The 20,719-nt window shown below is 62.8% G+C and carries 22 protein-coding genes and 4 tRNA genes; 5 read left to right on the forward strand and 21 right to left on the reverse strand.

All coding sequences use genetic code 11. The features are described 5' to 3' along the window. Positions 1–42: 42 nt before the first annotated feature. From rplA to LB310_RS08000, 10 genes are all read right to left on the reverse strand, one after another. Positions 43–753, reverse strand: a complete 711-nt coding sequence (gene rplA / locus LB310_RS07955; RefSeq protein ID WP_301154874.1) for a 50S ribosomal protein L1 — start codon at positions 751–753, stop codon at positions 43–45. Positions 754–867: 114 nt separating this feature from the next. Beyond that, positions 868–1,374, reverse strand: coding sequence for a 50S ribosomal protein L11 (gene rplK / locus LB310_RS07960; RefSeq protein WP_087191848.1), 507 nt, complete (start codon positions 1,372–1,374; stop codon positions 868–870). Positions 1,375–1,488: 114 nt separating this feature from the next. Beyond that, the gene (gene nusG / locus LB310_RS07965; protein ID WP_015539791.1) at positions 1,489–2,031 is read right to left on the reverse strand and encodes a transcription termination/antitermination protein NusG; all 543 of its coding nucleotides are present in this window, start codon (positions 2,029–2,031) and stop codon (positions 1,489–1,491) included. A gap of 4 nt (positions 2,032–2,035) precedes the next feature. After that, the gene (gene secE / locus LB310_RS07970) at positions 2,036–2,473 is read right to left on the reverse strand and encodes a preprotein translocase subunit SecE (protein ID WP_015539792.1); all 438 of its coding nucleotides are present in this window, start codon (positions 2,471–2,473) and stop codon (positions 2,036–2,038) included. Positions 2,474–2,593: 120 nt separating this feature from the next. Then, positions 2,594–2,670: transfer RNA gene (locus LB310_RS07975), tRNA-Trp, on the reverse strand. 24 nt (positions 2,671–2,694) lie between these two features. Further along, positions 2,695–2,844: a 50S ribosomal protein L33 gene (gene rpmG / locus LB310_RS07980; protein WP_041239432.1), complete on the reverse strand. Its 150-nt coding sequence runs from the start codon at positions 2,842–2,844 to the stop codon at positions 2,695–2,697. A gap of 112 nt (positions 2,845–2,956) precedes the next feature. Continuing rightward, entirely contained in the window at positions 2,957–4,159 is a 1,203-nt protein-coding gene (tuf, locus tag LB310_RS07985) for an elongation factor Tu (RefSeq protein ID WP_087191850.1), read from the reverse strand. Between the two features lie 87 nt (positions 4,160–4,246). Then, positions 4,247–4,323: transfer RNA gene (locus LB310_RS07990), tRNA-Met, on the reverse strand. 11 nt (positions 4,324–4,334) lie between these two features. Next, positions 4,335–4,410, reverse strand: a tRNA-Thr gene (locus tag LB310_RS07995). Positions 4,411–4,417: 7 nt separating this feature from the next. Then, positions 4,418–4,502, reverse strand: a tRNA-Tyr gene (locus LB310_RS08000). 675 nt (positions 4,503–5,177) lie between these two features. Here LB310_RS08000 and LB310_RS08005 point away from each other — a divergent pair. The 3 genes from LB310_RS08005 (at position 5,178) to LB310_RS08015 (ending at position 7,448) form a co-directional block, all read left to right on the forward strand. Further along, entirely contained in the window at positions 5,178–6,317 is a 1,140-nt protein-coding gene (locus LB310_RS08005; protein WP_096226939.1) for a C40 family peptidase, read from the forward strand. 94 nt (positions 6,318–6,411) lie between these two features. Continuing rightward, the gene (locus LB310_RS08010; RefSeq protein WP_096226940.1) at positions 6,412–6,924 is read left to right on the forward strand and encodes a YbhB/YbcL family Raf kinase inhibitor-like protein; all 513 of its coding nucleotides are present in this window, start codon (positions 6,412–6,414) and stop codon (positions 6,922–6,924) included. 14 nt (positions 6,925–6,938) lie between these two features. Then, the gene (locus LB310_RS08015) at positions 6,939–7,448 is read left to right on the forward strand and encodes a DNA-deoxyinosine glycosylase (protein ID WP_096226941.1); all 510 of its coding nucleotides are present in this window, start codon (positions 6,939–6,941) and stop codon (positions 7,446–7,448) included. Between the two features lie 136 nt (positions 7,449–7,584). Here the strand turns inward: LB310_RS08015 and LB310_RS08020 are convergent, their stop codons facing one another. After that, positions 7,585–7,767 (reverse strand): hypothetical protein, encoded by a 183-nt coding sequence (locus LB310_RS08020; RefSeq protein ID WP_015539795.1) that lies wholly within the window; start codon positions 7,765–7,767, stop codon positions 7,585–7,587. A gap of 391 nt (positions 7,768–8,158) precedes the next feature. Here LB310_RS08020 and LB310_RS08025 point away from each other — a divergent pair, with 391 nt between their 5' ends. Next, positions 8,159–9,445 (forward strand): aminotransferase, encoded by a 1,287-nt coding sequence (locus LB310_RS08025; RefSeq protein ID WP_301154875.1) that lies wholly within the window; start codon positions 8,159–8,161, stop codon positions 9,443–9,445. Between the two features lie 207 nt (positions 9,446–9,652). Here the strand turns inward: LB310_RS08025 and LB310_RS15325 are convergent, their stop codons facing one another. From LB310_RS15325 to LB310_RS08050, 7 genes are all read right to left on the reverse strand, one after another. Next, entirely contained in the window at positions 9,653–9,940 is a 288-nt protein-coding gene (locus tag LB310_RS15325) for a zinc-ribbon domain-containing protein (RefSeq protein ID WP_367316808.1), read from the reverse strand. A gap of 11 nt (positions 9,941–9,951) precedes the next feature. Continuing rightward, positions 9,952–10,365, reverse strand: a complete 414-nt coding sequence (locus tag LB310_RS08030; protein ID WP_301154876.1) for a hypothetical protein — start codon at positions 10,363–10,365, stop codon at positions 9,952–9,954. Between the two features lie 64 nt (positions 10,366–10,429). Then, positions 10,430–10,801, reverse strand: a complete 372-nt coding sequence (locus tag LB310_RS08035; RefSeq protein WP_301154877.1) for a hypothetical protein — start codon at positions 10,799–10,801, stop codon at positions 10,430–10,432. Between the two features lie 29 nt (positions 10,802–10,830). Beyond that, a complete protein-coding gene (locus LB310_RS08040; protein WP_301154878.1) occupies positions 10,831–11,967 on the reverse strand; it encodes an AAA family ATPase in 1,137 nt (378 codons plus the stop codon). A 31-nt stretch (positions 11,968–11,998) separates the two neighbouring features. After that, positions 11,999–12,220 (reverse strand): ATP-binding protein, encoded by a 222-nt coding sequence (locus LB310_RS15330; protein WP_367316809.1) that lies wholly within the window; start codon positions 12,218–12,220, stop codon positions 11,999–12,001. Positions 12,221–12,279: 59 nt separating this feature from the next. Continuing rightward, positions 12,280–14,550: a molybdopterin-dependent oxidoreductase gene (locus tag LB310_RS08045; protein ID WP_301154879.1), complete on the reverse strand. Its 2,271-nt coding sequence runs from the start codon at positions 14,548–14,550 to the stop codon at positions 12,280–12,282. 104 nt (positions 14,551–14,654) lie between these two features. Further along, a complete protein-coding gene (locus tag LB310_RS08050) occupies positions 14,655–15,113 on the reverse strand; it encodes a response regulator transcription factor (RefSeq protein WP_301154880.1) in 459 nt (152 codons plus the stop codon). 334 nt (positions 15,114–15,447) lie between these two features. On the opposite strand from LB310_RS08050, the gene LB310_RS08055 reads away from it, so the two are divergent. Beyond that, positions 15,448–15,933 (forward strand): hypothetical protein, encoded by a 486-nt coding sequence (locus tag LB310_RS08055; RefSeq protein WP_301154881.1) that lies wholly within the window; start codon positions 15,448–15,450, stop codon positions 15,931–15,933. Between the two features lie 114 nt (positions 15,934–16,047). Here the strand turns inward: LB310_RS08055 and LB310_RS08060 are convergent, their stop codons facing one another. The 3 genes from LB310_RS08060 to nifJ all read right to left on the reverse strand — a co-directional run bounded on the left by LB310_RS08060 (position 16,048) and on the right by nifJ (position 20,522). Then, a complete protein-coding gene (locus LB310_RS08060) occupies positions 16,048–16,512 on the reverse strand; it encodes a PIN domain-containing protein (RefSeq protein WP_301154882.1) in 465 nt (154 codons plus the stop codon). Between the two features lies 1 nt (position 16,513). After that, positions 16,514–16,813, reverse strand: coding sequence for a type II toxin-antitoxin system RelB/DinJ family antitoxin (locus tag LB310_RS08065; RefSeq protein ID WP_301154883.1), 300 nt, complete (start codon positions 16,811–16,813; stop codon positions 16,514–16,516). 166 nt (positions 16,814–16,979) lie between these two features. Continuing rightward, positions 16,980–20,522: a pyruvate:ferredoxin (flavodoxin) oxidoreductase gene (gene nifJ, locus LB310_RS08070; RefSeq protein ID WP_301154884.1), complete on the reverse strand. Its 3,543-nt coding sequence runs from the start codon at positions 20,520–20,522 to the stop codon at positions 16,980–16,982. Between the last annotated feature and the right edge of the window lie 197 nt (positions 20,523–20,719).

The raw sequence follows: 20,719 nt of genomic DNA on the forward strand, positions 1-20,719 counted from the left end.
GCGGACTCCCTTCTTTTCAAGCGTTCGGCTTCGTGCGCTCGATTACTCGCCAGCCTCCGTGTAGTTGCGGGTCACGCCGGAGTCGACGGACACGCCCGGCGTCATCGTAGCGGACACGGTGACGGACTTCACGTACTTGCCCTTGGCCGCAGCCGGCTTCATGCGGATGATCTCGTCGTACACGGCACCGTAGTTCTCGGCGAGCTGCTCGGCCGTGAAGCTGACCTTGCCGATGATGACGTGCGCGATGCCGTAACGGTCGGCACGGTACTCGACGCGGCCGCCCTTGAGCTCGTTGATGGCCTTCGCCACGTCGTTGGTGACGGTACCGAGCTTCGGGTTCGGCATGAGGCCGCGGGGGCCGAGGATCTTGCCGAGGCGGCCGACCTTGCCCATCTGGTCGGGCGTGGCCACGGCGGCGTCGAAGTTGAACTCGCCGGCCTGGATCTGCTGCATGAGCTCGTCGGAGCCCACGATGTCGGCGCCGGCCTCCTCGGCAGCGCGGGCAGCCTCGCCCTCGGCGAACACGGCCACGCGGACCGTCTTGCCCGAGCCGTTCGGCAGGCTCACGGTGCCGCGGAGCTGCTGGTCGGCCTGGCGGGTATCGATGCCCAGGCGGAAGTCGACCGTCACCGTCTCGTCGAACTTGGCGGTGGAGACTTCCTTCACCAGGTTCATGGCCGCCAGCGGCGCGTAGGCCTCCTCGCCGATCTTCTCGATCGCAGCGCGGTAGTTCTTGGACAATTTCGTCATGTTGGTTCCTTTCGTGGTTCGTAGCGGGCGCACGACGCGCCCTTCCACTGCCTTTTATCGCTCAAACGGCCGCCCGGTCGGACGGCCGCATTTGCGCTTTGGTTCGCCGAAGGACTAGTCCTCGTCCTCAAGCGTCTTGCCCTGCAGCATGGCGGCAACCTTCTTGGAAGGCACGTACTTGATCTTCATCTCGCGGCCCTCGATGCGCACGCCCATGGAACGAGCCGTGCCGGCGATGATCTCCATGGCGGCCTCGATCGTGTTGGCGTTGAGGTCCGGCAGCTTGATCTCGGCGATCTCGCGGAGCTGGTCCTCGGTGAGGGTGCCCACGGACTGCATGTGCGGGATGCCCGCGCCGCTCTTGATGCCCAGCTTCTCCTTGATGAGGATGGCCGCCGGCGGAGTCTTGCACACGAACGTGAACGACTTGTCCTCGTACACCGTGATCTCGACCGGGATGATGGTGCCGGACTGGTCCTGCGTCTGGGCGTTGAACGCCTGGCAGAACTGCATGATGTTGACGCCCTGGGCGCCCAGCGCCGGGCCGACCGGAGGAGCCGGGTTCGCGGCACCCGCGGGGATCTGCAGCTTGATAAAGCCGGTTTGCTTCTTTTCAGCCATGATAACTACCCTTTCAGCTGATCATAACGTTTCGAAAATCAATCTATCAACACAGCGGCATATGTCGAATGAGAAGCCCCGGTCCACGCGGGCACGCGACGCCGCCGATGTTCGCTAAATCTTGGCGATCTGGTCGAACGAGAGCTCCACGGGAGTCTCGCGCCCGAAGATCGACACGAGCACCTTCACCTTGCCGGCATCGGGGGACACCTCCGAGACCACGCCGTCGAACTCCGCCAACGGTCCGGAAACCACTTTGACGGACTGCCCCACCTCGATGGAGGAGGACGTCTTCTTCGGCGTGCCGGGACGGTTTTTGTCCGAGCGCATGCCCATGATCTTGTTGTACTCGTCGCGGGTCAGCGGAGCCGGGTTGCCCTGGCTGCCCACGAAACCCGTGACGCCCGGCGTGTTGCGCACGGCCGCCCAGCTGCGGTCGTCAAGCTCCATGCGGACGAGCACATAGCCCGGGAACACCTTCTTCTCGCTCTCGACGCGGCGCCCGCCCTCTTTGATTTCCGTCACCATCTCGGTGGGGATCTCGATGGCGAACACGTTGTTCTCGAGGCCCATGGTCTCGATACGCGTCTCGAGGTTCTTCTTCACCTTGTTCTCATAGCCCGAGTAGGTGTGCAGGACGTACCATTTCTTCGACATGTCCTTAAGCCCCCAAACTCGAGATGCCCACGAGAACCGGTGTGATGATGACGTTGTCGAGAAGAGCCACGTACACGCCGAAGAACAGCAGCGCGGCCACGACGACGACGCTCCAGCGGAGCACGTCCTTCTTCGTGGGCCACGTCACGCGCTTCATCTCGGCACGCACGTCCTTGAGGAAGCCGAAACGACGCTTCTTGGGCTTGCTCTCGACCTTCTTCTCGGCTTTCTTCTCTATCTTGCCCTTGTCCTGCTTGTTGGCGGCAGGGGTCTCGGCCTTGTCGGCTTTCTTGAAAAACCGCTTCTTGGGTTCCGCGGCGGCATCGGCCTCGGCGATATCCTTCGCCTCGACTGCGGCGCTCTCGGCCTCGAGGGCCTGCGCCTTTCGTGCGGCGCGTGCGGCCGAGGCCTTTGCGCGCTGTGTTTTCGATTTCTTCGCCATCTGGTTCCTTCGCCCGAGAAAACCGGGAAAATCGTTATCCGTCTAAACGCCAAACAAGCAGCCTGATTCCAAGCTGCTCGAACAAGCAACCTGAATGCAAGCTGCTCAAAATTAACAAGCTGGCAGGCCAGGAGGGACTCGAACCCCCAACATGCGGTTTTGGAGACCGCCGCTCTACCAATTGGAGCTACTGGCCTATTGCTTGTCCTACCCTGATAACGCTATCGAGTCTCTTTGTGCGTCGTGTGATGACCGCACCACTTGCAGTACTTCTTCAACTCGATGCGATCAGGATTGTTCTGCTTGTTCTTCTTGGTCGTGTAATTGCGGCGCTTGCAATCAGTGCAGGCCAAAGTGACCAACGTGCGCATGAATTCTCCTCTTATCGCTTACGTGTCGAGCTTGATAACGTAATCGGCATACACATGAATTCTCAAGGGCGGGGCCCGCCGGAGCGGACCCCGCGTTACTGGTGAAGCGGTGTTACTTGATGATCTTCGTCACGCGGCCGGAGCCAACGGTGCGGCCACCCTCGCGGATAGCGAAGCGCAGGCCCTCTTCCATGGCGATCGGGTGAATGAGCTCGCCCTTGATCTCCACGTTGTCGCCCGGCATGACCATCTCGGTGCCCTCGGGAAGGTGGGCAACGCCCGTCACGTCCGTCGTGCGGAAGTAGAACTGCGGACGGTAGCCATCGAAGAACGGCGTGTGGCGGCCGCCCTCTTCCTTCGTCAGGATGTAGACCTGGCCCTCGAACTCGGTGTGCGGGGTCACGCTACCGGGCTTGCAGAGAACCTGGCCGCGCACGATCTCCTCGCGCTTGATGCCGCGGAGCAGGCAGCCGATGTTGTCGCCGGCCTGGGCCTCGTCGAGCAGCTTGCGGAACATCTCGATACCGGTGCAGACCGTGTTCTGGGTCTCCTTGATGCCGATGATCTCCAGCGGGTCGTTCACATGGAGCGTGCCGCGCTCCACACGGCCGGTGGCAACGGTGCCGCGGCCGGTGATGGTCATGGTGTCCTCGACGGCCATCAGGAACGGCTTGTCGACCATGCGCTCCGGCGTGGGGATGTAGGAATCCACCGCGTCCATGAGCTCCCAAACCTTCTCCTGCCACTCCTTGTCGCCCTCGAGGGCCTTCAGAGCGGAGCCGCGGATGATCGGGGTGTCGTCGCCCGGGAACTCGTAGCTGTCGAGCAGCTCGCGAACTTCCATCTCGACGAGCTCGATGAGCTCCTCGTCGTCCACCATGTCGCACTTGTTCAGGAACACGACGATGTAGGGAACGCCGACCTGACGGGCGAGCAGGATGTGCTCGCGGGTCTGGGCCATCGGGCCGTCGGTGGCGGCGATAACGAGGATGGCGCCGTCCATCTGGGCCGCGCCCGTGATCATGTTCTTCACGTAGTCGGCGTGGCCGGGGCAGTCGACGTGAGCGTAGTGGCGGGAATCCGTCTCGTACTCGATGTGGGCGATGGAGATCGTGATGCCGCGCTCGCGCTCCTCGGGAGCCTTGTCGATGTTCTCGAAGGCCGTGAAGTCGGCGCGGGCGGAGCCGTGGCTGCCGTCGTTCTCGGACAGCGTCTTGGAAATGGCGGCCGTGAGCGTGGTCTTGCCGTGGTCAACGTGGCCGATGGTGCCGATGTTAACATGCGGCTTGGAACGCTCGAACTTCTCCTTAGCCATGTTTCATCCTCCTTATCAAGGTTTCGCTTGCGCGAAAGTCAAAACAAAATAATGACGCGCCCGGAAACGGACGCGGAATAATCAAAATGGTAGCGGTGACTGGATTTGAACCAGTGACGCCACGGGTATGAACCGTGTGCTCTAACCAACTGAGCTACACCGCCATGTTAGAAAATGGAGCCTGCGATCGGACTTGAACCGACGACCTCTTCCTTACCAAGGAAGTGCTCTACCTGCTGAGCTACACAGGCGATTAGATGGTGGGCGCGCTAGGATTCGAACCTAGGTAAGCATAGCTAACGGGTTTACAGCCCGTCCCCTTTAACCACTCGGGCACACGCCCCTGTTTCGCTCAATTCATGTGTATTTATCAAGCTGCCTGCCGCGTGTTTCGGTAGTTCCGAACGCGCGAGCAGATGAATAATACGCTAGGATCACCAGCGTGTCAACTACCTACACGCCCCCGGGCGTGTCTCCACGATTCCTCCTTTTTCGTGGGGAAACGCTTGCGGTCCCCCTCCTCCCCCGCCCTATGCGGCGTAAAAAAATTTCCCGAGGCGGGAGCGTCATCGTTTTGCCGAAGGCCCATCTATATTTATAGAGTAAGGCCTCTGCATCCATTTTGCGCGGTATGATGCGGAGAACGACGGAAGAAGGGCCGTACTGCCGGACATGAGGCCGCGCCAGTCATTTGGTGCGGATGCATCCTCGCATAGGGCGCGCAACGTCCTGGCGACTGCCGCGGGTTCGCCCTTGCTGGTTGGGCAACCGGTTCCCTACTATATATAGGTCATGCTTCCCTATACGTTGTGGTCATCTATTTCCCCTGTTCCACGGCTTGTTTGCCTTCGTTTGACGTCCTCGGAACGGTTGCGCGTCCTCGGCTTGGAAAACCCCCATCGTTGATCTGGGTTTATGAAACGCGTTCACAACAATTTTTGTCCATCTGCGCAAACGTGTTATGATGCGCACTGCTTTTGCCCACACATACTACGTGCTCAATTCAGGAGGTCTTCGAATGAGAGAGCATACAAACGGACTCAGCAGGCGAGCGTTCATTGGCGGTGCCGTCATGCTCGGTGCCGCATCGATCGTAGCTCCGACGACCGCATTCGCGGCGACGGCTGCGGAGAAGCAAGCCGAGGCGGACGCCGTCCGCAACCAGCTCGTCGGCCTTCAGGCGGATCTCGAAGCCGCCGCCGACAGTTACAAGCAGGCGCTCGACGCGCAAGAGGTTGCTCAGGCTGCCATGGAAGCCGAGCAGGTCAAAATCGATGAAGCCAACGGAAAGATCGCCGATCTTCAGGACAAGCTGGGAACGCGTGCGCGCAGCATGTACCGCTCCGGTTCGTCGAACTTCCTCGATTTTGTCATGGGCGCGACCTCGTTCGAGGAGTTCACGCAGAACTGGGACCTGCTGAACAAGATGAACGAGAACGACGGCCAGATGGTCGACGAGACGAAGACCCTGCGCGAGGAGCTGCAGGCGTCGAAGGACGAGTACGCCCGCCAAGAGAAGATCGCCGCCGACAAGGCCGCCGAGGCGAAGGTCATCCAAACCGAGGCCGAGGCGAAGGTCGCCCAGGCCACCGAGCTGGTGAACTCCCTGGACGCCGAGGCGCAGGCGCTGCTCGCCGAAGAGCAGGCAGCCGCCGCGCGTGCCGCAGCCGAGCAGGCCGCGGCCGAAGAGGCCGCCCGCCAGGCGCAGAACAACAACAATGGCTACAATGCGCCGAGCAGCAACAGCAACAATACGTACGTGCCCCCCGTCTACAACAACGGCGGCGGCGGTGGCGGTGGCGGCTCCGTGGGCAACTACGGCTCCGTCGTGGACTACGCCATGAGCCGCATCGGCTGCCCGTACGTATGGGCCGCCGAAGGCCCGAACGCGTTCGACTGTTCCGGGCTCGTGCGCTGGGCGTACCTGCAGGTGGGCGTCTCGCTCCCCCATTACACCGAGTCGCTGTACGCCTGCGCGAAGAACCGCGTGCCCATTTCCGAGGCGCGCCCGGGCGACGTGCTGTACCGCCCCGGCCACGTGGGCATCGCGGTGAGCTACGGCGGGTCGCATTATGTGCACGCCCCCACCTTCAACGCGTACGTGCGCGACACGGACCCGCTGTCGTGGGCCGACTTCACCTGCGCGCTGCAGTTCTAGGCCGCACCGTTTCAACCTGGTTTCGCAAGGAGGGCCTCGGGCCCTCCTTTTGTATAATAGGGGCACTTCACTCCCCGCGAAAGGAGCATGCGGCATGAACATCTCCGTGAGCCTGGAAAACGGCCTCCTCCCCGACCGGTACGGCAAGCACGCGCCGGCCGACGCGATGCTGGACGGGCACCCGTGCGTATCGTTCCCCCTGTCGATAGACGACGTGCCCGAGGGCACGCGATCCCTGGCGCTCACGTTCCTGGACTGGGACGCCATCCCCGTGGGCGGCTTCTGCTGGATACATTGGATAGCCTGCAACTTCCCCGCCGAAACGCGCCTCATACCCGAGAACGCGAGCGCCTCGGGTGCCGTGCCGTGCGTGCAGGGATCGAACAGCGACTGGTCGCCGCTGGCAGGTTCGCATACCGACCCGCGCATCATCCACCGCTACGCCGGGCCGTACCCGCCTGACAAGACGCACGATTACACGCTGACCGTGTATGCGCTCGACTGCGAGCTGGACCTGGCCGAGGGATACTACCTAAACGAGTTCCGCCGCGCCATCCGCGGCCACGTGCTGGCCGAGACCTCGCTCGAGCTGCCGAGCCGCGCCTAGCGGGACGCGCCGCCATGGAGCCGACGCATATCGAGCACCCGTTGGAACCGATCTTCGATGCCCGGTCGCGCGTGCTCGTGCTGGGCACGATGCCGTCGCCGAAGTCGCGCGAGGCGGGCTTCTACTACGCGCATCCGCAGAACCGCTTCTGGAAGGTGATGGCCGCGCTGTTCGAAGAGCCGGAGCCCCTCGGCAACGAGGCACGCGCGGCGTTCATGTTGGAGCGGCGCGTCGCGCTGTGGGACGTGCTGGCCTCGTGCACCATCGAGGGCGCCTCCGATGCCTCCATTTCCAATGCCCGCCCGAACGACCTCTCGCGCATCGGCTTGGCCGCGCCGCTCGAAGCCGTGTTCACCACGGGCTCGAAGGCGACGGGGCTCTACCGGCGCTTCTGTGCAGGCATGCTTCCGGGCGTGCCGCACGTGGGCTTGCCCTCCACGAGCCCCGCGAACGCCCGCATGCGCCTGGCCGACCTCGTGGAGGCGTACCGGCCGCTCCGGGACGCGCTGCGCCGAAGCGCCTGAGCCCCGGCGCGTTGGCCTGCGCAACCGCGGGTCGGCGGACGTTCCGACAGTCGTACCACCGCCTCCCGCGCCCAGTCGCGCGGGAGGCGGCCGATGCGGGACGGCGGCAGACAGGCGTGGTCGCCTGCGAACGCAGCTACTTCTCCGCCTTCTCGGGATGGCCGTGGTCCTTCTGCCAGCGATCCCAGGTGGAATAGCAGATTGCGGCGCGTTGGTCCTGGTCGGGCCATTTGTCCTTCTCATAGCGGGTGATGTGCTCCATGCAGCGGGAGATGTACGTCTCCTTCTTCTCGTTGCCGCGAGGGTCGGGTATGGGCATGTCCTGCCTCCTTTCGCCGGGCCGGCAGCGCGGCGCGCCGTCGGCCGTCCGGGTAACGTCAGCCGCATCGTAGGCGACGTGCGCCCGGCGCACCCGGAGTCCCTGCAGTTGCGACACGGCGGTTTCCGCCGGGTTGCCCTGCCGTCGCCCGCTACGCGGCGCCGTTCTTGCAGCCAATTGCTGCCTCGTGACCTACTTCCCTCCCCATCAGCCGCCTCAAGCCGAACCTCCCGCGGACGCGCTTCCTCCCGAGGCCCCCGCTGCCTGCCCCTACCTTCCCGCACGTTCACGCGGGAAATCCGCGTCCCGACGCAATCGCGGTCGACGCGTAGGATGCCAAGTCGTATACTGGCTGGTGGAATTGGCAGCACAGAGCGAAAGGATGCACACGATGACAACGTACGCGGACCTGCCCGGAGACGAGCTCGACGCCCTCAAGGCCGAGTTGGAGGCGCAGTACGCCGAGATCAAGGCGCGCGGCCTCGCGCTCAACATGGCACGCGGCAAGCCCGGGGCCGACCAGCTCGACCTGAGCATGCCCATGCTGGCCACGGTGACGACGGCCGAGGACTGCCGCGCGGAGGACGGCACGGACTGCCGCAACTACGGCGTGCTGGACGGCCTGCCCGAGGCGAAGCGCTTCATGGCGTGCATGGTGGAGGAGGACCCGGCGAACATCGTCGTGGGCGGCAACTCCAGCCTTTCGCTCATGTACGAGACCGTGGCCCGCTGCCTCGACTTCGGCACGCTCGGTTCCAAGCCGTGGAGCCAGTACGACGGCATCAAGTGGCTCTGCCCCGTGCCGGGCTACGACCGCCACTTCGGCATCACCGAGGCGTTCGGCATCGAGATGATCCCCGTGGCCATGACGGCCGACGGCCCCGACATGGACGAGGTGGAGCGCCTCGTGGCCGGCGATGCCTCCGTGAAGGGAATCTGGTGCGTGCCGAAGTACTCGAACCCTGGCGGCGTGACCTACTCCGACGACGTGGTGCGCCGCCTGGCCGCCATGGAGTGCGCGGCCGACGACTTCCGCATCTTCTGGGACAACGCCTACTGCGTGCACCATCTCTACGACGACGCGGCCGACCAGGACCAGCTGCTCGACATCGGCGCGGCGTGCCGCGAGGCGGGCAACCCTCACCGCTACTTCAAGTTCGCCTCCACGTCGAAGGTGACGCACCCCGGCTCGGGCATCTCCGCCATCGCGGCCAGCCCCGACAACGTGGCCGAGATCAAGAAGCGCATGGGCGTGGGCACCATCGGCTACGACAAGCTCAACCAGCTGCGTCACGTGAGGTTCCTGAAGGACGCCGACGGCCTGGCGGCCCACATGGCCAAGCACGCCGCCATCCTGCGCCCGAAGTTCGAGCTCGTGGTGAGCAAGCTGGAGGAGGGCCTGGCCGAGGTGGGCGGCTGCTCATGGTCGAGCCCGCGCGGCGGCTACTTCGTGTCGTTCGACGCCCCCGAGGGCACGGCGAAACGCATCGTGGGCCTGGCGAAGGAGGCCGGCGTGACCATGACCGGCGCCGGCGCCACCTACCCCTACAAGCAGGACCCGCGCGACAGCAACATCCGCATCGCCCCCACCCTGCCCCCGCTCGCCGAGCTGGACGCCGCCATGGACGTGTTCGTGTGCTGCGTGAAACTGGCCTACGCGGAGAAGCTGCTGGGCTAGGACGCTCAGAGGGCACGACACCGCGTCGCACCCCTTCCCCATCGATTCTCCAAGGGGCCGCGTCAAAAGCCCCAAGATGCAAACTCGTCACAGGATCGCCCCGCAAGTTGCGGGGCGATCCCACTCGTTGGCAAGGGCAGAGCCCTTGCCCTACGTTCAGCCTGTCAGAAGCGGCTCGGCAGAACTTTTGGTACAGCCCCGTCGTATCTAGTCAGATGCGTCGGGCGTCTTCGGAGGGGCGGGCGAATTCGGCGCCGCAGGGGCACCGGGTTTGCCTGCAGTACCGAAGGCACCTGGAACCCCCGGAGCCCCCGACGCCCCGGGCGCACCGGGAAAGGCTTGCGTTATGGGCAGGTTTGCTCCACATGCAGAGCAAACCTGCGCTGAAGGATCGTTTGTCTCGCCGCATTTCGGGCACGTCTTGTCTAGCGTTACCGCCGCTGGTCTAAAGCACATATCTACCTTCCTTCTTGATGGATGCCGCCTCGCTCGCATCGATTATCGATTTACCTCCCTATACTGAGCAGCGACTCGTCGAGCTTGGGCTCGAACTCCTCGGGATCGAACTGCTGGGACGGGATGGTATAGGGAAGCTTCTCTATATCCAGCGCCACCGGCTCGAGATCGAGGAACCCGCGTTCTTTCAGCTGCTCTACCGCCGAAGCGGACAGCCTGATCTGGAATTTCTCCTCGCCGTCGACCCGCATGGTGAGCAGGCTCGCCCAAAGCCTCACCCCTTCGTCGCAGGCCGTCCGCCCCGATCGTGCTGCACTTCGAACCGTCAGCGCCACTTCTTCGTCGCCGAACCCGCGCGAGATGAGGCTGAGGTGGTCTTCTTGGCCGAGTCCGATGATCCCCTCTTTCGTGCAGAACCCGTCGATGAAGAACAGGGTTCCTTGCGTCGTATGCTTTGTTTCCATAGCTATCGCCACCGTTCCTTGTATCTCCCGGCCGAATCCCCGGACTGCCGCATGTGCCCGCCGCTCATCGCTTTTCCCTCGACGGCTTCGCCACCGAGAGTTTCGCGCTTGCCGCGAGGCCGTCCACATACCGCCCGACCTCGGCGACCCAACGGTCGAACACCGCTTTAAGGTCGGCTACAGGGTACCTTCCCTCGCGATAGTAGAGCTTGTACGGGTATTCCACGATGAGGCGATACGCCTCGCTTCCCTCCGCGACAGCGCGTACATCCGGCGGACTTATCATGGTCGCCGAAGTCGCCGCCTGGTAAAGCTTGTAGAACGCCGCACGTGCCTTTCCGTCCGCGTTAGGGTCGGTCGCGTGCAAGAGCGCCTCATCCATCAGGGCCGATGCCTCGCGTAACAGCACGAACGAGTCTTCGTAGAGAACTGCCATACCGACCACCTTCCGATGTGCTTGCGCATCTACGAGAACAGCTCGCGCAGAGCGGCTTCGTCGGTTACGTCGATCTCGGAAGCGCGGGTGGTGCGGTCTTCCTTGGCGAAGTGGTAGACCTTCACGTCCTCTTCGGGCACCTTCCCCGCCAAAACGAGCTTCCGCAGCTCTTGGAGCACATGGTCGGAGTGCGAGGTGATGAGCACCTGCTTGCCCTCTTTCGTGAAATCGGCAAGGATCTGGGCCATAGTGCGCTGGAACCGAGGATGCAGGTGGGTTTCCGGCTCCTCGATCATGACGAGGGAACCCGGTTCGGACAGCGAGCCCAGGACGATCGAGGCGACCGACTGGTTCACACCGTAACCCGAATTGACCGCGCTCACCCACATACCGCTTTCGGCTAGATCGATGACCACGCTCGGCCCGCTCATCACGTACGGGCTGATCTCGACACCGAGCGATGACAACCGATCCGTCATACGGTTGAGCTGCGCTTCCATAGCGGGATAGCGCTTCGCCTCGTTGATGCGGTAGATGATGAGGTTGGACAGCCACTCTTCGAGCGCGGAAGAGTCGCCGGTGCGGTTCGAGATGTCCTCGACCGTAGGTTTTCCCGCAAGCAGAGGATAATTGTACTTGGTGAAGCCACGGTTAGAGGACAGGTAGAGCATGTTCTCGAACCATCCCATCGCACGCTTCTGTTCCTGCATGGTTTTCACTGGGTCGGACGACATGAACACGCCGCCGCCGTATCCTCCGGCCGCTATCGGGAAGAACAAGCGCCCCGAGGCCTCGACGGCACCGTCGGTGCGGCTGTCCCATTTCCATCCTTCCTCTCCATCGACGGCGAAGGACTCCACCACGCCGCCCATAGACGCCTCGAGGCCGTATCGCAGCTCTTCCCCGCCCTCGTCCAGGGTGACGGATATCCTGATGGGAAGATCGGTATCGTGGCGGGACACCACCTCCCGGTAATCGCCGAGGCGCAGAAGGTAGTCGTTGAAGCTCAGCTCCTTCTTCTGCAGGCTCTGCTTGATGAAGGCGAGCGACTGGATGACCGTCGTCTTGCCGGTCGAGTTGAACCCGGTGAGTACGTTGATCTTCGAGAAATCGAGATCGGCAGCTTGCTGGGCTTTGAAGTTTTCCAGGTGAATATGCTTAAGCATGGTTATCTCCTCAAGGTAAATACCGCGGCTGTCATCGTGCGCGCAGGTAGGCGCTTACCGGCTTCGCAGGCTCTACGGCAAGCGCGTGGGTCGGGCACCATTTCACGCACGCCATGCATCCTACGCACACGTAATCTTTCCTCAATTCGGCCCGATCGCCGGTACGCTCGAAGTTGCCGCGCTCGCATCGCGGCGCACACGCTCCGCAACCGCAGCACGACGAGCCGATATGGACGATATAAGGCGAGTACATGTCACCATCCCCATTGTGCGGCCCCCGCCCGCAGGCAGAGCGGGGGTCTCTCGTCTGGCCTATTTCGTAAACGTGTTGAACGGAGCTTCGGCCGCCTTGTACACCTTGCACTGCGCAAGCTTCATGTTGTACACACCGCTTAGCTTGCAGCAGTTCTCCACGGCGTTGTCGGTGCACATGTTGATGTTGGATATGAACCAACCGCCGAGCCAGGGGTCCTCCTCGGGAAGCTCAGGGAACCACCAGCCGTGCTGGGCCGATATAACCTGGGGCATGATGCCCGAATCGAGCTTGGCGCGCTGGAGGCACTTGCCGCGCAGCGTCTCGATCCAGCACCACATGCCGTCGCCGATACCGAGGTTCGCCGCCGTTTCCGGATGGATCTGGAAGTACGGATCGGGATAACGCTCGCGACATCCCTTTACCTGGCGGTACTCGGAATGGTAGTACGGCATGAAGCGCGACCCCGCCGTGAGGATGAGCGGATACTCGGCTGCAAGCTCGGGCGTCGACACCGGGGACTCGAACGGCTCCTCATAATAGGGAATGGCCTCGTCCTCGGAGAAGAGCTTCTCCAGGATGGTCGAGTATATCTCCACCTTGCCCGTGGGCGTGCCGAATCCGTACAGCTCGCCGGTCTGCGGGTCGGTGAGCTCGTGCCACTTGTCGGGCGAGGGGCAGAACACCGGCTTGCCGACGGTATCGGCCGATTTGATGCCGAGCGGCTCCACCATGAAGTCGTTCGCCTCCTCGGAATCCTTCCATGGCCAGTATTTCTCGAACTCCTCCTTCTTGAACGTGCCCTCGGCCAGGGAACGCCAGAACGCGTAGTTGTCGCGGCGCTCGTACAAAGGCTCGATGGCAGCCTCGCCGGTAAGGGCAACACCGGAGATGGCAGGTCCGCCGCCGTTGGTTCCCCATGCCTGTACGCGCTCGAGCCAGCCCGCCGCGGGCAGCACGTAGTCGGAGAGCATCGCAGCCGGTGTCATGGTGTACTCGTGAGTCACCATAAGGTCGAGCAGTTTGATGCACTCGTACAGGTCGTTCGAATTCGAAAGGTTGGAGAAGGGATTGGACGCGAAGCAGATCATGCCCTTGACCGGGTAGGGTTTGCCCGTCCTGATGGCCTGGCTGACCACCGACCAATTTTGCGTGCACGTGGCATCTTGGTTGAGGAAGTAGGGATGCTTGAACACGCGGCTCTGCGCATCGGATATCATCTGGTAGCTCGGCCAACTGTGCATGGGGAACTGGTCGGCACCGAGCTGCTTCTCGCGCTGGGAGACGGGGAGCAAATCGGGCATCTCCATCGAGGCGAGCGGGCGGACGGCGTTGGGCGGTGCGAGATAGGTCTGCCCCATCTCGTTGACGCCTACGAGCGCCTTGAGCAGCGCTTTCGCACGATTCGCCTGCGTCATGTTCCTGCCGATTGTGTCGGTAGGAAGGCCCCACGGCATGAAGCACGGGCGGATGGTCGCATACATGCGCGCCGCCGCCCGGATCTTCTCGGCGGGAACCCACGTGATCTCGGCGACCTTCTCGGGCGTATAGGCCTGCACGGCTTCTTTAAGCTGGTCGAAACCGTACGTCCACTTCTCCACGAACTCCTTGTTGTAGAGTTCCTCGTTGATGATGACGTTCATCCAGCCGAGCGCGAGCGCGCCGTCGGTGCCGGGGCGCAGGCGCAGCCAGATGTCGGCACGCGCCGCGTACTCGGTGCAGCGCGGGTCGACCACGATGATCTTCGCATCAGGATTGTTGGCGAACAGCTGGCTGTAGCCCCAATGCTCGGGAAAGTCGCCGCACTGGGCGGGATTGCGGCCCCAGAACACGACGCATTGGGTATTCGGCGCCGTAGAGGTGGCTCCGAACTGGCCGAACGTCGCGCTTTCGATTGAATAGGTGGGACACCAGCACATCTCGGCACCTCCCATGGCAACGTTGGGGCTGCCATACTGGTTGAAGAAGCGCGAGATGTACCATTCGTCGGAGCGGCCGGTGCCATGCGAGAACACGACCGTTTCAGGACCGTACTCGTCGGCGAGCCTGCGCAGCTCGGCGCCTATCTCCTTGCACGCCTGATCCCAAGTGATCTGCTGCCACTTGCCCGATCCGCGCGCGCCGATCCGCTTGAGCGGGTAGTTCAAGCGCTTCGGGTGGTCGAGCCACTCGAGCTGGAACCCCACGCGCTCGCACACCTTTCCCTGGTTGATGGGACACTGCGGATCGCCTTCGATCTTCGTTGCTTTGCCATCTTCAACGGTAACGAGCACCCCGCAATTCGAGTGGCAACCGAAGCACAGTGATTTTTTCAGTTCTACGTTTGACATGACGTCTTCCCTTCCGTCCATGATATTCATGTCCAGCTTGCCGGAAAACGCATGATGCCGAGGTGGTAGTGCCGAGCGCCTGCTTTCGCGTTGCGAATATCGCTTCACTCCGCGTCGGTGGAGGCTCGAGCAGCACCATCGCCAGGCTGCTCGACTTGCGTACCGCTCCCAGGATCGAACGGGTTGCACAGTTCCAAAGCTCCGACGATAGCCATGAGCTGATCGCGGCTTTCCGCGTTGAAGCGCTTTTTCAAAGCGTTGATATGCATTCTCACGGTCGCCTCCGAGATAGCGAGTTCGCTTGCGATCTGCTTCGGTGCAAACGAGCGCGCCATAAGCTGGAGAATCTGTCGCTGCCGCTCGGTTAGGAGCGGAGCCACGCTTGGCGGCCCTTTAACTGGCTCCACGAGAAGGATCTCCCCGCTGATGGACACCTCGAACGACTCGTCGGAATACCGCGGTTGCAATTCGGTGCGAAAAACCTTGAACAACTCTTGCATGTCGTTGATGTCGCATCTATGGATGAAATCGCCGCTGCTGCTGTATACCAGTATCGATAGCATATCAAGCTCCTCGTGCTTGCCCCACACACGCCACGACACATTCCGATCAGATTCGGAACTACTCCCCTTGAAGGCCTGCCGAGCCTCCCTACCAGTATAAAAACCCGGGCCCTCGCAACGCAACCTATCTAAATGGATAGGTGCTCGCATCTACTAGCAAATTTGACAGGTAGCCAACGAGTACCGCAGGGCGGTATCGTTTATTCACTGCATGATGCCGAACATGCCCTTTACCCGATACGTTCGCAAGGAGGTGATGCGCCCAGCATAACCAGCACCACCGCGCCACTGCCCACCTGCCAGCCTTTTCGCCCTCGTCGAAAAGAGGTATGCCATGCCATTAGCATTTCGCGTAGCCATGGGTTTTCTCATGTCGGTGTTTCTTGCCTTTACCATGAGCCTATTCTCGCCGATCGTCGCAGGAGCATCGGTCGAGCCGATGGGGCTCTTGATGGGAACGCTTGCAGGGACTGTCATCGGAACGGTCGTCATGGCAGCGCTTCCCGTTATTCCGCTCTCTATGAAATTCGCCGTATCGTGCGGAGCTAAAGAGGGGTCGCTTAGTTGGTTTTTGCTCAAGGACGTCCTCCTGTGCACCATCATGTACCTTATCCTGTCGTTCTGCCTCAACGCCATGGTTTCCGGTATCGATGCGTCGTTCGTGAATCGCTGGCTCTCTCCTGCTCCTTTGCTGTGGATCATCTGCTATGTCGTCGCTATACAGGTGGAACCCCTGTGCATGTTACTCTCGTGCAAGATCACGCGCACCGAGCTTTCGTTCGGTGCGCCCGAGCCGGCTCCCAAGGCGGAAGGTCGTTAGCCGCACGCGCAAGCCCCGCGCAACACCCCGCCTAGCGCCTCGCCGGTTAGAAGGCAGAACCCCGCCCGTCGCCCCGTGATAAGCGGGGTTCTGCCAACATCGAGACGGCGTCAGCTAGATGGCCACTTCGTCGTAATCAAAGCCGAATTCGTCGCGCATCCAGGCGAAGAACTCATTGCAGTCAACAACTTTGATCACCGATGACTCGAAGTCTTTCTGGTTACGCGTGATGATAGCGTCAGCCCTCATTTCCAAAGCCGACTCGAAAATCAGCGAGTCCTCCGGATCCTTCCACGAAGCTGCCAGCATGCGGTCGACCTCTCGGTCGCTTACGGCATGCACGTTCACGAATGTCCGCAAACCGCGCAGCTGATCGAGCACGCGCGGCAGCAAGGAGCGGTTTCCGCCTTCGGAGAGGATATAGATGAGATCGGTCACCTGGGAAGACGTGATCCACAGGTCGAATTCTCCCACGCGTCCCGCCATCATGAGCAAGCGAGCGTCGCGATAGTGCGGCTCTCGCTCATGCAGGAAGTCAATGACGATATTGGTGTCCAGTAGCAGCTTCAACCGAGCCATCTCACATCAGACCCCTCGAACGAAGTCGCTCTTGGCGTACCTCGGCCTTGCTCATGTCGTCAAATCGCGAGCTGCACTTCGACGATAAGGAGTCGACGAAACACGCTGCAGCGGCCCACCTCTCCCCATCGTCGCGCCGCGCTTCACCATCGCAAAGAAACGCCGCTCCCCCTTCTTCGATCAGCTTGTCATACATGAGGTTTATGGCCTGGGAGGCGCTCAACCCTTCCTCCGAGAGAATGCTCGCGCCCCGCCGTTTCTTCTCGGCAGCCATCCGAGCCGTCACCATCGAATCGTCCATCGATCCTCCCTTCATTTCCAGTATTGTACAACATATATACGTACAACATCAAGAGAGTAAGGGAGACGACAGAATTGGAGCCGAGCCATTTCTGTCTTTGCAGGCACGAAAAAGAACGGGAACCCGCAGGTCCCCGTTCTCGTAACACTATCGTTCTTTCAGCTCCTTACGCCTGGGCGTAGAGGTCCTTCAGCTTCAGCAGGTGCTCGTAGCGGTCCAGGGCGGCCTGCTCGTTGCGCTCGAAGAGCTCGGTGGCGCGCTCGGGGAACTCGCGGGTCAGGCGGCTGTAGCGGGCCTCGTTCATGAGGAAGTCCTGGTAGCCGCCCGCCGGCTCCTTGGAGTCGAGCGTGAACTTCTTGCCCTCGGGCGCGGCCGGGTTGAAGCGGAACAGGTTCCAATAGCCGCAGTCCACGGCCTTCTTCATCTCGTCCTGGCAGTTCGCCATGCCGCCCTTGATGGAGTGCATCTCGCACGGCGAGTAGCCGATGATGAGCGACGGTCCGGGATACGCCTCGGCCTCGGCGACGGCCTTGATGGTCTGGGCCGGCTTGGCGCCCATGGCAACCTGCGCCACGTACACGTAGCCGTAGCTCATCGCGATCTCGGTGAGGCTCTTCTTCTTGATGTCCTTGCCGGCCGCGGCGAACTGCGCCACCTGGCCGATGTTGGAGGCCTTGGAGGCCTGGCCGCCCGTGTTGGAGTACACCTCGGTGTCGAACACGAACACGTTCACGTCCTCGCCGGAAGCCAGCACGTGGTCGAGGCCGCCGTAGCCGATGTCGTAGGCCCAACCGTCGCCGCCGAAGATCCAGACGGACTTCTTGGCCAGGTAGTCCTTCTCCTCGAGGATGGCGGGCGCCACGGGGCAGCCGTCGGCAGCCGCGGCCTCAAGGGCCGGGATCAGGGCCTTGGCGGCCTTTGCGTTGGCGGCGCCGTCGGAGGCGGTGTCCTTATACGCCGCGATGAGCTCCTTGGTCGCATCAGGCGTCTTGTCGCTGGCTGCCATTTCCTCCAGCTTGCCCATCAGGCGGTTGCGTACCGCCTCGTGCCCGAGCAACATGCCGAGGCCGTGCTCGGCGTTGTCCTCGAACAGCGAGTTCGACCAAGCCGGGCCGCGCCCATCCTTGTTCACCGCGTAAGGAGACGTGGCAGCCGGGCCGCCCCAGATGGACGAGCAGCCGGTGGCGTTCGTGATGTACATGCGCTCGCCGAACAGCTGGGTGACGAGCTTGGCGTACGCCGTCTCGGCGCAGCCGGCGCAGGCGCCGGAGAACTCGAGCAGCGGCTGCTTGAACTGGCTGCCCTTGACGCTGGCGTCCTCCAGCTCGGGCTTGTCGGACACGTTGGCCACACAGTAGTCGAACACGTCCTGCTGGGCGAGCTCGTCTTCCTGCGGCACCATGGACAGCGAGTCGGACGGGCACACGTTCACGCACACGCCGCAGCCCATGCAGTCAAGCGGCGACACGGCCAGCGTGTACTGCAGGCCGGCAGCGGCTTTGCCCTTCGCCGGCACGAGGGTGGTCGCCGCCGGCGCCGCCGCAGCTTCCTCCTCGGTGAGGGCGAACGGGCGGATGGTGGCATGCGGGCAGACGAACGCACACTGGTTGCACTGGATGCAGGTGGCGGCATCCCAAGCGGGAACGCTCACGGCCACGCCGCGCTTCTCGTACGCCGCAGCGCCCTGCTCGAACTGGCCGTCCACGTGCGGAACGAACGCGGACACGGGCAGGCGGTCGCCGTCCATGCGGCCCACCGGCTCCATGATCTCGCGGACCATCTTCACCACTTCGGCGCGGCCCTCGAGCGCGGGGGCCTCGCCCTCGTCGACAGCCTCGGCCCAGCTAGCCGGAACCTCCACCTGCACGAACGCGGTGGCACCCGCATCGATGGCGCGGTGGTTCATATCGACGACGTCCTGGCCCTTCTTCATATAGGACTTCGTGGCCGCATCCTTCATGTACCGGATGGCCTCGTCCTGCGGGATGACGTTCGCCAGCGTGAAGAACGCCGATTGCAGGATGGTGTTCGTGCGCTTGCCCATGCCGATCTCGCGGGCAAGGTCGATGGCGTTGATGGTGTAGAGCTTGATGCCGTTGTTGGCGATGTAGCGCTTGGCCTCGGCGTTCAGATGGTGCTCGAGCTCTTCCGGCGTCCACTGGCAGTTGATCATGAACGTGCCGCCCGGCTTCACGTCGTTCACCATGCGGAAGCCCTTGGTGACGTAGGACGGGTTGTGGCAGGCCACGAAGTCGGCCTTGTTCACATAATAGGTGCTGCGGATGGGAGAGTCGCCGAAGCGCAGGTGGCTGATGGTCACGCCGCCGGTCTTCTTCGAGTCGTACTGGAAGTAGGCCTGCACGTACTTGTCGGTGTGGTCGCCGATGATCTTGATGGAGTTCTTGTTCGCGCCCACGGTGCCGTCGCCGCCGAGGCCCCAGAACTTGCACTCCACCGTGCCCGCGGCCGCCGTGTTGGGGCTCGCCGGGTCCTCGGGAAGCGACAGGTTAGTCACGTCGTCCACGATGCCCACGGTGAACTCGCGCGCCGGGGCGTCCTTCTCCAGCTCCTTGTACACGGCGAACACCGAAGAGGGCGGGGTGTCCTTCGAGGCCAGGCCGTAGCGGCCGCCTACCACCGTGAGGTCGCCTCGGCCCTCGTGCGCCAGCGCGTTCACCACGTCCATGTACAGCGGCTCGCCGAGCGCGCCCGGCTCCTTCGTGCGATCCATGACGGCGATCTTCTTGCACGTGGCCGGCAGCGCCGCCACGAACTTCTCGCTCACGAACGGGCGGTACAAGCGCACCTTCACCAGGCCCACCTTCTCGCCGTGCGCGTTCAGGTAGTCGACGACCTCCTCGACCACGTCGCAGAACGAGCCCATGGCCACGATCACGCGGTCGGCGTCCGGGGCGCCGTAGTAGTTGAACAGCTCGTAGTTCGTGCCCAGCTTGGCGTTCACCTGGTGCATGTAGTCCTCGACCACGGCGGGCAGCGCATCGTAGATGCCGTTGCATGCCTCGCGGTGCTGGAAGAACACGTCGCCGTTCTCATGGCTGCCGCGCATGGCGGGGTGCTCGGGGTTGAGCGCATGCTCGCGGAAGGCGCGCACCGCGTCCATGTCGCACATCTCGGCCAGGTCGTCGTAGTTCCACACGGAGATCTTCTGCACCTCGTGGGAGGTGCGGAAGCCGTCGAAGAAGTTGATGAACGGCACGCGCCCCTTGATGGCGGCGAGGTGCGCCACGGCGGACAGGTCCATGACCTCCTGCACGTTCGTCTCGGCCAGCATGGCGAAGCCCGTCTGGCGGCAGGCCATGACGTCGGAGTGGTCGCCGAAGATGGAGAGCGCCTGAGTGGCCACGGTACGGGCGCTCACATGGAACACGCACGGCAGCTGCTCGGCGGCCATCTTGTACATGTTGGGGATCATGAGGAGCAAGCCCTGCGAGGCCGTGTAGGTGGTGGTGAGCGCGCCGGCGGCCAGCGACCCATGGACCGCGCCCGCGGCGCCGCCCTCGGACTGCATCTCGCACACCTTCACCTTCGTGCCGAAGATGTTCTTCTGGCCGGCGGCGGACCACTGGTCAACGAGGTCGGCCATCGGGCTCGACGGGGTGATGGGATAGATGCCCGCCACCTCGGTGAACGCGTAGGACACGTACGCCGCGGCGTTGTTGCCGTCCATGGATTTGAATTCTCTCGTCATGCTTTCCTCTCCTCTTAAGGGGATTTCGACCAGGGCCGAACCTCGCGCCTGGAGAACACACCTCGCCTATGATACCAGTAGGGGTTCGCCATCGAGCGCCGCAGGTGCAGTGGCTGGCACGGCACGGTCGCCCGCATCGGCAAGCGGTGGAAATTATGGCGAGGACGTGGAGAGACGCGGGGGACGGTGTGCAGGGG

It is taken from the genome of Gordonibacter sp. RACS_AR49 (assembly GCF_030418435.1).
Taxonomy (GTDB): domain Bacteria; phylum Actinomycetota; class Coriobacteriia; order Coriobacteriales; family Eggerthellaceae; genus Gordonibacter; species Gordonibacter urolithinfaciens.